The organism is Neobacillus sp. BP17 (assembly GCF_059579525.1).
The window spans coordinates 2,107,399-2,122,132 of record NZ_CM184198.1 but is presented as its reverse complement, the minus strand read 5'-3'; the positions used below and the strand labels follow the sequence as shown (position 1 = coordinate 2,122,132).

The 14,734-nt window shown below is 38.4% G+C and carries 9 protein-coding genes; 2 read left to right on the top strand and 7 right to left on the bottom strand.

The window, feature by feature from the left end:
- Positions 1-359 precede the first annotated feature (359 nt).
- Positions 360-1,742 carry an NADP-specific glutamate dehydrogenase gene (gdhA, locus tag AC4QJR_RS10160; RefSeq protein WP_496526077.1) on the bottom strand — a complete coding sequence of 461 codons (1,383 nt, stop codon included), beginning with the start codon at positions 1,740-1,742 and terminating at the stop codon, positions 360-362.
- Between the two features lie 146 nt (positions 1,743-1,888).
- On the opposite strand from gdhA, the gene gltC reads away from it, so the two are divergent.
- Positions 1,889-2,800: a glutamate biosynthesis transcriptional regulator GltC gene (gltC, locus tag AC4QJR_RS10155; RefSeq protein WP_496526076.1), complete on the top strand. Its 912-nt coding sequence runs from the start codon at positions 1,889-1,891 to the stop codon at positions 2,798-2,800.
- Positions 2,801-2,872: 72 nt separating this feature from the next.
- Here the strand turns inward: gltC and AC4QJR_RS10150 are convergent, their stop codons facing one another.
- Positions 2,873-5,209 (bottom strand): YhgE/Pip family protein, encoded by a 2,337-nt coding sequence (locus AC4QJR_RS10150; RefSeq protein ID WP_496526075.1) that lies wholly within the window; start codon positions 5,207-5,209, stop codon positions 2,873-2,875.
- 294 nt (positions 5,210-5,503) lie between these two features.
- On the opposite strand from AC4QJR_RS10150, the gene AC4QJR_RS10145 reads away from it, so the two are divergent.
- Positions 5,504-5,830, top strand: a complete 327-nt coding sequence (locus AC4QJR_RS10145) for a replicative helicase loader/inhibitor (RefSeq protein WP_496526074.1) — start codon at positions 5,504-5,506, stop codon at positions 5,828-5,830.
- Between the two features lie 81 nt (positions 5,831-5,911).
- On the opposite strand, the gene AC4QJR_RS10140 is transcribed toward AC4QJR_RS10145, so the two are convergent.
- From AC4QJR_RS10140 to AC4QJR_RS10120, 5 genes are read right to left on the bottom strand one after another with little or no spacing between them, the layout of a single operon-like run.
- On the bottom strand, positions 5,912-6,691 hold the full coding sequence (locus AC4QJR_RS10140; RefSeq protein ID WP_098575161.1) for a Cof-type HAD-IIB family hydrolase: 780 nt from the start codon (positions 6,689-6,691) through the stop codon (positions 5,912-5,914).
- Between the two features lie 58 nt (positions 6,692-6,749).
- Positions 6,750-11,219 carry a coiled-coil domain-containing protein gene (locus AC4QJR_RS10135; RefSeq protein WP_496526073.1) on the bottom strand — a complete coding sequence of 1,490 codons (4,470 nt, stop codon included), beginning with the start codon at positions 11,217-11,219 and terminating at the stop codon, positions 6,750-6,752.
- Entirely contained in the window at positions 11,197-11,946 is a 750-nt protein-coding gene (locus tag AC4QJR_RS10130; protein ID WP_496526072.1) for a DUF6063 family protein, read from the bottom strand. Before AC4QJR_RS10130 ends, AC4QJR_RS10135 begins: the two co-directional genes overlap by 23 nt.
- Positions 11,943-13,448 carry a hypothetical protein gene (locus AC4QJR_RS10125; RefSeq protein ID WP_496526071.1) on the bottom strand — a complete coding sequence of 502 codons (1,506 nt, stop codon included), beginning with the start codon at positions 13,446-13,448 and terminating at the stop codon, positions 11,943-11,945. The genes AC4QJR_RS10130 and AC4QJR_RS10125 overlap by 4 nt, the downstream gene beginning before the upstream one ends.
- On the bottom strand, positions 13,445-14,518 hold the full coding sequence (locus AC4QJR_RS10120) for a Wadjet anti-phage system protein JetD domain-containing protein (RefSeq protein ID WP_496526070.1): 1,074 nt from the start codon (positions 14,516-14,518) through the stop codon (positions 13,445-13,447). Before AC4QJR_RS10120 ends, AC4QJR_RS10125 begins: the two co-directional genes overlap by 4 nt.
- Between the last annotated feature and the right edge of the window lie 216 nt (positions 14,519-14,734).

The following is a 14,734-nucleotide window of genomic DNA, read 5'->3' as shown; positions in this document are numbered from 1 at the left end:
AACTCCATGTTCTTGAAATACCTTAATCCAATGATCAAGGGCAGCCTGATTACTATGTGTAAAGCTTAAAACTTCTAATTGATTAAATGAATTAACTCCATACATCATCATTTTGGCCGTTCTTAAAGTAACTAGCGCTGCCCTTATTCGTTTGCATTTCCATTTAAAAACAACCCCCTGTCCTCTCACATTTTACAAGATAGTCAGCAGGAAAAATTACTCATTCTGGATAAGTCCATTGGCGGTATTTTTATTAATAAAAGGTTCTTACAAAATAACAAAAAGCCACCAATCGGTGACTTTTTATTCTTATATAGTGTGGATCCTTCTTCATTAAGATCTTTACTAGATAATAAATCTTATATAACTCCCTGTGCGATCATCGCATCTGCAACTTTTACAAATCCAGCGATATTGGCACCGACAACTAGATTCCCAGGTGCTTCATAATCTACTGATGCCTTCATACTCTTAGAATATATATCTTTCATAATTCCTTGTAATTTTAAGTCCACTTCTTCTTGTGTCCATGCCAGCCTTGCACTATTTTGCGCCATTTCTAACGCAGAGACTGCAACTCCACCTGCATTTGCTGCTTTGGCAGGAGCAAATAAAACATGATGTTCGATAAACGTCTCGATTGCCTCCAGAGTTGAAGGCATATTTGCACCTTCGCCCACTGCCTTAACACCATTCGAAACTAAAATGTCTGCCGCTTCCTTATTTAACTCATTTTGCGTTGCACAAGGTAATGCAATATCACAAGGGATGGACCAGATGCCTGAACACCCTTCTTGATAGATTGCATCTGGATGTTCATTAACATATTCAAAAATTCTTTTATTCTCTATTTCTTTTAATCGTTTGACCGTATCTAGATTAATACCGTTTGGATCATAAACGTAACCGCTTGAATCACTGCATGCTACTACTTTTGCTCCAAATTCCAATGCTTTTTCGATTGCATAAATAGAGACGTTTCCAGAACCCGATACTACCACTGTACTTCCTTCGAAGCTTAATCCATTATCCTTGAGCATTTCTTCAACAAAATATACTAATCCATATCCTGTTGCCTCTTTCCGGCCTAAGCTCCCGCCATAACCAATGCCTTTCCCAGTTAGAACCCCTGCTTCATAAGCACCTTTTAGTCTTTTATATTGTCCGAACATATACCCGATTTCTCTAGCTCCTACTCCAATATCACCAGCGGGAACATCTACATCCGGCCCGATATGTCTGCTAAGCTCCGTCATAAAACTCTGACAGAATCGCATAATTTCAAAATCGGATTTCCCTTTCGGGTCAAAGTCAGAACCGCCTTTTCCACCGCCGATTGGCTGACCTGTTAATGAGTTTTTGAAGATTTGCTCAAACCCGAGAAATTTTATGATGCTTGCATTAACAGATGGATGAAAACGTAGTCCCCCCTTATAAGGTCCAATCGAGCTGCTAAACTGAACACGATACCCGCGATTCACTTGTACATTCCCTCGATCATCTACCCATGGGACACGAAAGCTAATTAAGCGCTCAGGTTCCATCATTCTTTCGAGGACAGCTTGCTTAATATATATTGGATTTTTCACAAGGACAGGTACTAAAGAATCAAGTACTTCTTTAACAGCCTGCTGGAATTCCCCTTCATTTGGATTACGCATTTGAACCGTTTTAAATAAACGATTTACGTATTCTTTAACGATTTGCAATTGATTCTCTTCTACTCTGTCCAGCATTTTCATATCGGTCAGCCCCTAATGTATTATAAAGTTAAGAAAATTCCCTTTTCTTACGTGTGTTTTCATTTTATAATTTTATAATTAATAGTTTCAATCTTAATTTTCGATGAAATTAATGCGTTTTACGCATTAAATGGAGTGATATAAAAATGGAAATAAGGCAAATTCAATATTTCTTGGAAGTGGCAAAAAGAGAGCATGTGACTGAGGCTGCAGTCGCCTTGCATGTTGCTCAATCTTCGGTTAGCAGACAAATCTTCAATTTAGAAGAAGAATTAGGTGTAAAACTTTTTATACGTGAGGGAAGAAGTGTAAAGTTAACCCCTTTAGGCAGAATTTTTTATGAACGAATGAAACAGGTGTGGTATTTAATGGAGGACGCAAAGAGAGAAGTAGAAGAAAATTTAAACCCTGAAAAAGGAACCGTTCGAATTGCATTCCCGATTAGCATGGCGGCCCATACATTGCCTTCTATCATTTACGCATTCCGTATTCGGTACCCAGAAGCAAAATTTCAAATGAGTAATGCCCTTTATTATGATTTAATCGATGGTGTGATAAACGGTGAATTTAATTTGGCCATGATTGCCCCCATGCCCAATCAGGAAAAAGAGAAAAAAATCAAAGGAGCTACGTTATTTACAGAAAATATCGTTGCCCTCCTCCCGCTCCATCATCCATTATCTGATCGGAAAACAATTCGGCTTAGGGATTTAAGGAATGACCCATTTTGTGTCCTTCCTGAAGGGTTTGTATTTCGCAAACAGGTGGTTCAAGCATGCAATGATTCAGGTTTTTCACCACAAATCGACTTTGAAGGAAAAGATATTGATGCATTAAAAGGCTTAGTCTCTGCAGGCTTAGGTGTAGCATTGATGCCTGAGATGACATTGGTAGATAACACCCCGCGTTCTACCGTGGTGCTTCCAATTTCCGATGCGAATCTCACTCGAACAGTCGGTGTCATCTATCCGACCCAACGTAAACTGCTCCCAACCGAAGCATTATTTTATGATTTTCTGCTTGAAACTTATGAAAGATTAAATGAGTTTCGGAATTAATATGTTCTTATCTGCCAGAAGTAAAAAAAGAGGCAGGCCTTTTAAAAGGTCCTGCCTCCCGATCCTTAATGATTATTGTACCTGTAATGGAGACTGCCGTTTGAATTTTATGGTAAAAAATGTCAAAGTTGCAGTTAAGAATAAAACAAAGAAAATCGCAATGTGCCCGATATTATTCCACATATAACCGAAATCACCAGTTGAGATAATCGACCTAAAGCCAGAAATCGAATAGGTCATAGGTAAGAATTTCATTATATTTTGCAGGAATGTTGGGCCTAGTTCAATCGGGTACGTTCCTGCACTGCCTGTTAACTGTAATATTAAGATAATAACCGCTATGAAACGTCCAGGATTATCAAGAGCTGTAACAAGGAATTGAATGATGGCTAAGAATGCCCAGCTCGTAAAGATACTTAGCAAAATGAAATATGGAATGCTCTTCACTTCGAGACCAAGACCCGACAGCATAACCGCATCTACTAAAAGCGCCTGGCCAATTCCTACTGCTAAAATAACACTTGTTTTTCCAATGAACCATCTAAAACCGTTCTTCGGCTCCGAGGCTGGTTCAAACATTGGAAAAATAACGGAGAGCATTAGAGCACCGACAAAAAGACTAAGTGACAAGAAATAAGGTGCTAATCCACTGCCATAGTTTGGAACATGGTTCATCTTGTTGTTTGAAAGTTTTACTGGATCAGCGAACATATCATAAACTCGATCATTGGCTTTTACATCACTGGCATCCTTAGCTCCTTCAGATAGTTGATCGCCCAATTCCTTCGAGCCATCCACTAGTTTAGTCATACCGCTGTTTAAATCCTTCGAACCACTCGCAAGGGCGGACATTCCGTTATTTAAGTCTTTTTCACCCTGATATAGCGATGTGGTGCCAGATGCTAATTTGTTTGCCCCCTGTGCTAACTTATTTGTCCCTTCATTCAATAAAGCGGAACTGGATGATAATTTCCCTAACCCTGAAGTTAGACTGTTTGAACCACTTTCAAGTTGACCGAATCCTTTTTGTGCTTCATCAATCTTTGCACCAAACTGGGTAAGTCCTTGAGTTATCTGTTCTTGGCCATTTAATACCTGTTTTGCTCCGCCAGATAATTGGGTAATACCATCAGCCAGTTTCTGTTGTCCTTGATTCAACTGATTAGCACCTTCGGCTAATGAATCGGAGCCTTGTTTTATCTTCTCAGCACTGCTAGACAAATCTCCTACACCAGAAGCAACCTGCTGGCTGCCTTTCGACAATTTGGTCAGGCTATCCTTTAGTGCGTTTAGTTTTTCCTTCTCTGTTGGATCAGTCGTACTATCCTCCATGCTGCTTACTTGATCGAGCAGCTGCTGAAGTCCTTGACTGACCGTATCTGCACCGGACTTGGTATGGTCAGCTCCTGTCTTCCAACTACCTAAGGAAGCTGAGAGCTGCTCAGAACCATTTACAATCTGCTTTGATCCGTTTTGCAGACTAGGAACATTTTCTGCAGCAGATGTTAATCCATCCGATAATTGCTTCGTGCCATTCTCTGCTTTTTTCGCACCTGCTATCAACTTCGTATTGGCATCTTTCATTTGGCTGAGACCAGTGCTGAATTGCTGCAATCCGCTTTGGAGCTGTTTTGAACCTGATGAAGCTGAAACCACTCCATTTGAAAAAGCAACAGATTTATCTGCTAAAACCTCAAGGTTTTGCTTAATCGTTTTAGCGCCATCGTCCACTGATTTTGCACCATTCGCTAATTTTTCTGCACCACTGTTAGCAGATGTAATTCCATCTGATAAACTACCGGCCCCTTCTTTGGCTTCTGCCATCCCGTTTGAAAGTTCCCCCGCTCCATCACTAGCTTTGTTCAACCCTTTAGCGACATTCTTTAAACTGTCAAACATGGACTCGGCATAGGTCTTGATGACGGATTCGGACACGGCTGCTTTTATCTTTTCAACAGCTGAATCACCGATTTTGGATGATAAATAGTTATTACCTTCATTTACGGTATAGATTAGATTTAGTTTTTTTGGACTTTCACTTTGTAAAGTCGTGGCATTTTTTGAAAAGTCTTTTGGAATTTCAATTTCCAAATAATAATCTTGATTCTTCAAACCTTGTTTTGCCTTTTCTGTACTGACAAAATTCCAATTAAAAGTTTTTTTCTCTTTCAAATTCTCAACTAAATCACTGCCAACTGTTAAGTGCTCTCCATTGTACTCTGCACCTTGGTCATTATTGACAATTGCTACAGGCATTCTGTCCAAATGGGAATATGGATCCCAAAAAGCCCATAAGTAGGTTCCACTATAAAGAACAGGAATCGTCATCACACCGATAATTGCGATTAGTAATTTACGCGTCCGAAAAATCCGCAGAAATTCACTTTTCACAGAAGGGAAAAATTTCAAGTAACTCACCTCATTCAAATTCTTATTTCAGTCCGTTGTGACCGTAATCCCCATTTAGTCATTTTGAGACAAAAAATTTTTCGCCCGATTGACCGTTTTAGTTTTTTAGTCATTTATAAGACTTTGTTATAATACCACAACTTATTTTTAGTTTCAACCATTTCAGTGTTGATTTTTGTTTTGAGAATAGACCATCAAGTCAATACTAGTAGCGGAGAAAAACGGCAAACAACTATGCCCGATTGGATGGATCGGCTGATTCATGAAGGGAAATTGTGTTAGGAGAACATCACTATGACCAAGGAAGAGGTAGTTAAACTTTTAATACTTATAGAATCGGTATATCCTAACTGCGTATGTAAGGGCGAGACGGTCCAGCAATGGTTCCAATTTTGTTCAGAAATAGATTATGAAAAAGTAATGGGCCAGGTGAAAAACCACATTCGAAAAAGCCCCTTTCCACCTGCGTTTGCTGATATCGCAGTATTCACTTCTGTAGAAAATGATTTCCCAGAAACATTACAAAATGGAAAGAAGAAAATAAAACGTGAATGGAAATCTGACCATCGAAATTCAATACCTGAATGGCTTGGCGAATATTCAGCAAGAAAAAATGTTTAACATAATAAAAAATAAACCGAAAATATAAAGCTTCAAATAGAAAACTAATATTTTCGGTTTTTATAGTTTATCTGTATAAAGTTATAATAGACCCACCATTTGGAGACCATGAGTAATTCCATTGTCGTCAACGGATTTTGTCACATATTTTGCAACTGCCTTTACACTTTCTTCCGCATTCCCCATTGCCACACTATTTTTAATGGTGGTCAGCATTTCCAAATCATTAAGCCCATCACCAAAGGCAAATTGGTTTTCTTTTGGAATACCTAATTTTTCTACTATTTTTTCAATCCCTTTTGCTTTTGAGCCGCCGTTAGGGAGTACATCGACTGAAACAGGATGCCATCTTACAAAATCAAATTCACGAAACTCCTGTTCATATTGTTTCTCTTCCCCTTCTGGACAAAAAAGGAGAGATTGAAACAGCTCGCGTCCTTTGTAATAATTCGGATCGTGCGAAGGAAAACGGCTAATTTTTAATGTAGCAATACTTTCTGTAATGTAGCTATGCTCTGGTACATTCGTTTTCATATCCTCGTGATCCATAAAGACTACCGGATGATTGTTAAGAAGAGCTGCTTCTGTTAACTTTTCAATTGCTGAGGCATTTAAAGAATTTTTATATAACTCTTCACCTCTTAACACGACGTATTGTCCGTTATAACTTACAAATGTAGTAATATCCAATTCTTTTCGCAGATCCTCAAACATAAACGGGGCTCGTCCTGTTGCTATGGCTACTTCATGTCCAAGTTCTTTTAATTTAAAAATGGATTCTTTCGTTGAAAGCGGTAGTTCTTTATCATGATTAAGCAGCGTGCCATCTATATCAAAGAATATAATACTTTTATGGGTCATTTTATGATTCCTGCTTTCGATGTGTATTTTTCTTATTAATTCCCATTGGGTTTATTTATTATTTTACCTGAGCGACTGCCTCCCCTTGATAAATCCGAAAGGCTGGAACAATCGTGTCTGAAACAATTTCTTTTCCTTTTTCACGAATGAAATCTAATTTATAATAGGCGTCAAATCTTTGGCTGATTTCCGTTTTTACCAGTTCAGGCGGAGTAACGACGATGAATTGGAACTTCAGTTTTTCGGCGACTGCGAAGATCGGGTCAAGGACATGTGCGGAAGCGGCCTGACCGAACGGATTATCACAGACTAATGGAACCCAGCTTTGAATGGTTTCGCTTTTGACGGATAATAACATCATCATCATTACCATTCGGGCAGATAACTTCTGTCCCCCACTGCCATCGGACTTCGTTTTAGAACCCTGATTAATCGTCTGCCAGGTAGAATAATGTTCTTTTTGCGGTTTCCCGTACATAAAGGCATTATCTGTTCGCATATTATAGACCATCAGTTCAGGGTATCGATTTCGAAGTGAAACAAATAAAATTTGCTCATCACTTATCAGTTGTTTGATTTCTTCATCTAATAATCGGTTATTGTCATCAATCATATCAAATTGTTTGGTAATTTTGTTAATGGCAGTTACAAAGTGCTGCTTTAGCAGTGGTTCGATATCTTCAGCCTTTTTAGGTAAGATATCTTCTTTGAGCTGGACAAGTGGAAATGATCCTCGTTCATTTTTTAGCTTCATTTTCGAAACCATCGAACGAATGGCCTCTGAAATGCTCATTACTTTCATGCTGGCACGGCTGGCCCAAAAGTTTTGAGCTCTTTCTGCTCTTTCTTTGTCGCGTTCTAATTGTTCCAATCCACTTTGTGAAAAACGTTTCATATTTTTAACGATGGACTGGATATGCGAATAATGCCTTGTATCCAAATGGTCTAGTGTCGTTAACACTTCATTTTTAAAACGTATCTCCCAATCTTTCCCTTCAATCGTGAGCTTTAAATTCCTTAATGATTGATCGATTTTCGCATGCTTCTCTTGGCCTTCATCCTGAATCGCTTGATGTTCTTCACACCAGGCTAGGATACACGCTTTTCCTTGACTCTTAATTTTTTCTAGATCATCATTCGTAAAAACTGCAGCATCCTCTTTTAAGATAACGGAAAGCGTTAATAAATCGCCTTCATAACCCGTAATTTTGGAGTCCGTTTCTTTTTGGCGTTTCTCAGCCTGCTTGATTTCTTCTTTCGCTAATCTCGTTTGGTCTTTAATTTCTACTTCCTTGACTTCTAAGTCAAGGGCTTCCCACTGTTCAGGCTGTTTTTCATGTTTCTCGACTTTCTTCCCTAACTTATCACGCTGTTCACCCGCATGCTTTAAGGACGTTTCCGCCACCGTTACAGCCGTTCCTTGTTCCCGTTCTTCTTTTTCTGCTGTCTTCGCTTCCTTCTGTGCCGTATGCAGCATAGTCTCTAATATACTTAGAGGTTCATCAGGTTCTGCTGCTTTATTCCAGTCCTGATCATGGGTAGTCAGTTTTTTCTCTAATTTCTTTTGCTGCTTTTGTTCGGTTTCTCTTTTTGCTTGAAGAACGAGTAATTCTCTAGCCTGTTCTTCTTTTGATTTTTGAAGCTGTTTTAACTCTTCCGTACTTCCGTTAATCTCTTGTAGTAAATGCGTTGAAAGATGAGGGACCTCTTCGGATTGTTCGGCTTTTTCCTCAGCAGGAAAAGCTGCTTCTTCAATAAAAAACCGGATTTCCTTAATATTTTGCTCGGTTGTAAGCTTCCATTCCACATACGTTTGATTCCACTGGTTTTGTAGTTCAACTGTATTCTGGTGCTCTTTCCCTATTTCTTGCTGCTGAGCTCCTAAGGCTTCCTTTAGCATTTCTTTCTCGAGTTTTACCCGTTTATTTTCATGATGAAGAGTTTTTTCTTGATCAAACTCCTCTAATTTTTCTACATTTCTAGTAAGTTTCTCAATTTTACCTTTTGTCTTTTCTAGTTGTTCTTTTAACCCAAGCTGTAATACTTTTTCTTTTTCTTCCTGTGTTTTAATTTCCTGCAATTGCGTCTTTTTAGTAAGTAGAGCGTTTTGTTCCTGAGTGAGAACTTTTTCGATATCAGTCGAAAGTTCGCTAGATAAAAATCGATCAATTTCTTTTAAAATACGACGCAGGGAGATTTCTGTCTTTTCAATTTCTAGAAGTGTATCTTTCTTTTCGTCTATTTGTTTAGCAATCGTTATTTTCCAACTGGTGAATTGGTTTTTATCACTTAATAGATCTTTCTCCGATCCATTAATAATCACAAAGGACGGGTGGTGATATTCGCTGTTCATTTCCTCACGCAAGAAAATTGGTACAGGACTTTTAAACATCCTTCCTGTAAGAACCTGCTGATTAATTTTTTGCCATTGCTGCCCGCTTACGACCAACCCGTATGGAAGGAGCGGATACGTCATAAGGGAATGAGCCATTTCCTCTGAACTTAATGATTGGAGAAATTGGGTTCCATAAAATACATCAATTCCCGTCTTCTCATCGATCCATTCCTTTAATTCCTTCACATCCTTGTTTGCGATCCAGAAGGGCTCATCGTTTAAGGAATGGTCGAGTTGTGTTTCCCAAAGTTCCTTCTTTATTTGTTCAGCTTGTTGGCGGTTATTGCAGAGAATTTCTTCTATTTGTAATGCGTACTTCGACAAGAGTGATTGAGTAAATGGTGCTGTGACATCATCAATTAAACCAAGTAGCTTATCAAAGAGTTTTGCCTCTTTTTGTTTTTGCTCTTCATTTGCTATGTTTAAGTCTTCACATTTTTCCTCTGAATACTGAATCGATTGGACAAGCGTACCATGTGAAGTGGCAAGTTGATTTTGCTTTTCACTAGATTCTTTATCTTTTGCCTGCAGCTCAACTAATCCAGCCTTTTTATCTTCAATTTGTTTCAAAAAACTCTCGATCAAGCCCTTTAAGTCATAGGTTAAGCGATCGCCAAATTCTTGGATAAGTGCCGCTTCCTTCGACTCAAACCTATGCATTTGTGTATAAAGAAAATCAATTTCCGTACTTAGTTGAGCTATTTCTTTTGTCTTTTGTTTATCCTGCTGCAACAGCCCCGATGCTTTTTTATGTAAGAACTTTTGATAGCCCAAATACCGGTTTACACCATCTTGAATCAACAAATAGGATTGCTCCCATTGCTTTCTAGCTTCTTGTTTAATTTCTTCCATTCTTTGATTCACTTGCTCTAAGCCGCTGTTTTGCTCTAATGTCGCAATCTGCTGTGATAGAGAGCGAATAGTTTGTTCGTTTTCACTCCACTCTTTTAATAACAGCTGAAAGTCTAGTTGTGCTTTTCGTTCCTGTTTCTCTTTAACAATTGTTTGTAAGGAAGTATGTTTCTCCCTTTCTTCCACTAATTTCTTCTCCCAGTCCATGACCTCTCTATGAGCTTTCGCAAACTCTAAATTATCTTTCTGATAGCGCAAATCTGCCTGTCTAATCGCCAGTTTTTCCAATTTTTTCTCTAAACCATGCAGCATTTCCTCTTCCGATTGCTTCAAGTGTTCTAATGCACCAAGCAGTTGTCTTCCGGTCTGTATACTTGCATGAACAATTTCTTTATGTTCTACTCCTTTAGCTACGTACTCTTCAAATGGGACAATGTCTTCTAAAAATTCTTTATGGGCTTGCTCTCTTTTTAACAGAACAGGCAGGTCCTTCGCGATACTAGCCTGGCTTTTGAAAATTTCTACTAAATCGTTCTTTTGATGTTCAGCTCGATGCAACACTTGACTTACTGTAGGAATGATTCGTTTTTGAAAGAGAGAATGATCATCCTCAGCGCCCTCGAAATATTTTCCAACGCCGCCTTCATCCTTGTTAATGTCCTTCATAATATCCCAGTCTTTACGATTAATACCATATGTATCAAGGATGCGATAGTGCTTCTTCGGATCTCGGTAAACGTCATATCCATTCCATTTTAGATAGTCCTTTAAGCTTTCCGTTTCAGCAACCTCACCATTTTCATAAAGTGGAATATGCTCAAGCGATGCCTCTTCTTTCCGTTCAAATTCTCTTGTATAAAAGGTAAAAATAGGGAGAATTTTTGCTTCCTGTTCCAATGGTATCCCTTCATGTCCACCTTCATCATTCATCGAAATCCGCTGCTCGGCTGAGAACATCCCGCCCGTCACCAGATGCCGGTTGTCCGCCCCATCTAATTCCCACTGAATGAGAACATGGAAGGTATAGGGAATAAATTGCTCTTTATTGTTAAAGAAAAACTGCTGATAATATCGATTGTTTTGTTTTCCCCACGATGTTCCAGGTTTGAGTATTTGGAAAATAGTCTGGAGGAACACACCTTTCCCGCCCCCATTCATCATGGCAATGAGCCCATTTGTTGATGTCTCATCATTATGAAAATTAAACGTGGTATCTTTATATTGCTTTTGCATGCCATCATACTTGAGGCCGACAATTCTAATTCGATGGATTTTCGGCATGCATATCCTCCTCTGTAGTCATTAATTTTTTAAAAACTTCATAACGATCATAATCATGATACAAATATTCAATTCGCTCAAAAAGTTCTTGTTTGGGAATAACCTTAGCTATATCGTCCCGATCAAGAATGACAATAAGCCCCTCTGTCTCTAATAAGCGCATAGCGCCGGCAATTAAACCGATACGGGTCCGTCTATTGCCTTTTTTACTCCCATAATCATCCGAGTCAACCTCCATGTATTTCCATGTTGTTACAACTTCCTTCATATCAATCCGTTCTTCTTCTCCGAAGGTCGGTTCAATTTTAAGAATGCTCTCCCATTTCATCATTAAGTCATTGACTTGCCGTTCTAATGCATAGTAACTAATCCCTTCCCGCTTTGTGCGGATTTTTGCTGCCTGGTTGCGGTCTATGGCTGCTAAAAAAGACATAATGACAACGCTAATCAGATGAAAATGTTTCTTCGTTTCAACTTGTCTATGCTTTTCCTTCATATGGGTAAAATTCGTAGCAAAGACAGATCCGGTTGGCTGAACAACTAAGTGGATCCGTTTAGGCGATTCAATGATATATGTACCTGATTCGTCTGCCAATAAAAGAACGGTCTGTCTCACTTCCGGATCAAAATATGTCTGAAAGTGTTCGCTATTTTCGTCGATGACTTTATCTTTCAATAAAGAAAAATAGACAGCTGATGCTCTTTTGATCGTTTCTGCATTCATCATTTCTCCTCCTGAACACAAATTTTAAAAGGGGTAATTTTCATTTGATACCATTGATGCGGCTCTGCCCGATGGTCAAACATGGTATAAATCTTTAAGCCTTCGAAGACTTGAAATTGCGGATATTCCTTCATTAATTTATAAAGAAGAATTTCCCTCTCATCTGTTAAGGTTTCTTCCTTTCGATGCAGCACTTGAATCTTCAGCGGTTTTTTATCGAACATCATCCACAAATCAATCGTTTCAGATTCTTCAAACCATAAATCCTGTACTGCTAGTGGCAGCTCGGCTATATCAGCTAACGAGAACTCACGGTTTGTTTGTAAAAATTGAAAAACATAACTCCATGCCTTAATAACTGAATCCCAGTTCGTCACTCGCAACCGAGTAATGTTTTCTTCTGCCTCTTCTTCAATAACGGCATCAGTTAGTTGTTTTTCATCAAATTCTTGTTCGCCCCAAATCCAATCGAGCGGCAGAATAAATTCATTCTTCGGTGAAAATAACGGAGAAAGGACACCTTCTATTATCTCGAAATTTTTGATCCCTTCCTGCATGAACCAATTTTCATAAAAATGCTCCCGAAATGAAACCAGACTGTTTTCCCAAAACAATGAAGGGTTTTCCGCCTTTAATTTCATTTCATAGGAAATATTTTGAATGACTAGCTTAGCAAAACGATCATGCAATTGTCTTGTATGGCCAATTTTTTCTTGAAGAAGAATCAATTCTTTCTGCATAAAATCATCTTCTTCATTCCTGCGTTTGGTCTTTTCTATCATATTAGTAATGGTCCGGAAGTGATTCTTTTCTTCTTCAAATTGCTTTTCAATTTCAACCCGATTGTCGGCCCTTTGCCATTCCTCTTCCATTAATAAGATTTTGGGATTGTTAATCATTTCTTTTTGAAAGGTGAATTCATTTGCCATTAAGCGGTTTACTCTTGAAATGAGGTGATCGAGGTTTCGTGTAGCTTTTCGAAAATTACCGTTCTTAATCAACTGCATACTATAGAGCTGTTCTATTGTAATGGAGAATTCCTCTGCCATTTCTCTGCTCATAAAAATCATTTCCTGAGAGACATCCGTGAGTTTATAAACAATGGATCCTCCTATTTCTAAGTTCGTATATAATTCATCCATCGTGACATATCGATAGGTTTGCGTTTCCCACGATTGTTTGATTTCATCGTAATATAGGGCTTCAAACGGTTTACTATACTCTTCCTTTCCCTGATATAAAAGCCCACTGGTAATTCGTTCAATTTGCTTTTCGTCTGCTAAAAGCTTCATTTGCTTTATGGAATCTTCCACCATGTATTTGATATCGGATTTACTTCTATGATCATCATCATTTAATTCTCGATAAAAAATGGTGAGTAGCACATGCATGAGAATGGTTTGGATATGAGGTTTTAGATCCCCCACCTCCATTCCTCTGCCAAGTTCAAATAATGGATTTAATCTTTGCATCCGCTGGGCGAATCCTTCCCATGATTCGTTCACGTCCACCGCCTCCATGATTCGATCGTTAACACTTCTTGCGCTATCCGCTTATTTTCCTGCCATAAATCCTGTAATAGCGCTTGCTCTTCTTCCGTAAACCATTGAAAGAATAAATCACGGTATTTGAAGTTTTGTGTTTGACCTTGTTTCTGTTCATTCCTTTGTTCTATACATTCGAGCATCTTTCGGTAAATTTTTAAGGCAGGCTGAATACAGCAATCTGGATATTTTTCGATAAGCCGAATAAGGATTCCGTAACCTGCAGCATCAAGGTCTCCTGCATAATAGAAAAGATAGGATTTAGGTGGAAACATTCTAAAGAAAAAGGAGAAGCTCCGTTCAATTTTCGTTCCTTCACCATAAATAATCAGTTCCGGTTCATAGTCGAGTTGATTTGCTTCCAATAACTTAATGGATGTATGAAAGAAAGATAGATTTTCGACGATTAGAACTCTCTGAATATCTTTCATTTCTTTCCCTTGTTTCATCCAAAAGACAAAAGGCTCGCCGTAGTTTACCATTTTAAGCTGGTCGTCTCCAATGCCAATTCTAGCTAAAAAACCTTTTCCATCAGGAAAGCTATCACTGTCGAGTATGAATTTTTCATGACCAAAAAGCTCCAGGCTTCTTTCTTCGACTGACACGACCTCCCGTTCCTGACTGGACTTTAGAAATGTATAGACATTCTGGATACGATTCCATTCATCTTTCTTTTGCCATTCAGGATGCCGTTCATAAAAGGAAAAATCAAACTGATCACCTAATTTCATCATTTCAAGACGATTCCATTTGTTTTCCTGAACTTTTAAATTTACCCAGTGATATAACGATAGAGATGGTGTTCTTCCATTATATTGATTATTTAGAATGGGGATTAGTTGTCCTTCTTCTTTCAATGTTTCTATGGCACGATAAAACAGCGAATACCCATCCATTTCAAAATAATCATCTATTAACTTCCGCAACTGAAGTTCTAAATCGTTAATATTTATTTTCTTTTTTTGTTTAGGGTGTTGAATATCAGCTATAAAACTTCTCACCCGTGTTTCAATGATGTCGATTGTATTCACCTACTTAGATCTTCTTAGTTTCATAGAAATAGACTATTACAGCCAATTTGGACATCCTTTTATTATAAACTAGTTGTGATATGGTTGGTAAATGAAATTTGCTTAAAATAATGACAGGATGCGAAAGGACAAAAAACAATGCTAACACAGTCTAACTCGGGAATGGAAGTTAATCCAAAAACCGCACAAGTGAAAATCACCGTGCGGTTAGTTTTT